Annotated in this window: 1 protein-coding gene; it reads left to right on the forward strand. The window is 43.8% G+C overall.

Features of this window, described 5'->3' with window-relative positions; all coding sequences use genetic code 11:
* A partial coding sequence (locus J4G38_RS28140; protein ID WP_226164116.1) for a hypothetical protein occupies positions 1–291 on the forward strand: 291 nt, incomplete at its 5' end.
* Positions 292–850: the final 559 nt, after the last annotated feature.

Here is an 850-nt window from a genome sequence, read left to right on the forward strand (position 1 = left end):
GACAAGAGCAGGCAGAAGTTCAACCGCCTTTTACAACTACTCCAAGAATACGACATGACCCAATTTAATTCAGAGACAAAAAACGCTGCACAGACGCTCATTAACTCCCTCAAAGAGGAAATGATAAACGCAGACTTGATAAAGCCTTGGGATGTGCAAGAAAAGGCAATTATACGTGCTCTGTTCGTTAAGCGACTACTGCAAAGTAATTGGGATAGTGTGATTATTGAGGACATTCTTAAAAGTGTGTTCAGAAAGGACGATGATAGTGTGCGGAAATTGCTTGATTGATAGGCTTGAGCGATAATGGGTATGGCGGTACAATAGAACCGCCATCGGATTTCCAAAGAAGAACGACGTAAGTCGTTGTTATGCAGGAAATTCGGGAGAAATTCCCTCGCCCACGTGGGGGCGCGCACGTACACCCACGCGAGGACACGATAAAAATGATACATTAAAATTTACAATTATGGCAAGCATTAAATTAATATTCAAGACAAGAAACAGAAACAGAGAAAGGATTGATAAAGACGCTTATTTGCTACATGACGTAATTACTCGTTATTCGCAAGATACAACCTTTACCACTTATTCTAATTCGTTGATTATTTTCAACGTGTATAAAGTCGATGCAAGACAAAGAATGGGGATAGTTTCCGACGTATGCAATAAAATACTACTGGGGGCAGAAATGAAGTGTTTAAACTTATTGTCATACGAAATCATGTAGAAAGAAAGCAGGGTCTTTGATACCCTGCTTTCTTTGTCTCTGAGCGCCGATGGGGGCAGGGGGCAGGGGGAGCAGGGCAGAGCCGACCCGACCCGACCCGCCGACCCGACCCGCCGACCC

Origin of the sequence: Hymenobacter terricola, from assembly GCF_017921975.2 — a bacterium.
Taxonomy (GTDB): domain Bacteria; phylum Bacteroidota; class Bacteroidia; order Cytophagales; family Hymenobacteraceae; genus Hymenobacter; species Hymenobacter terricola.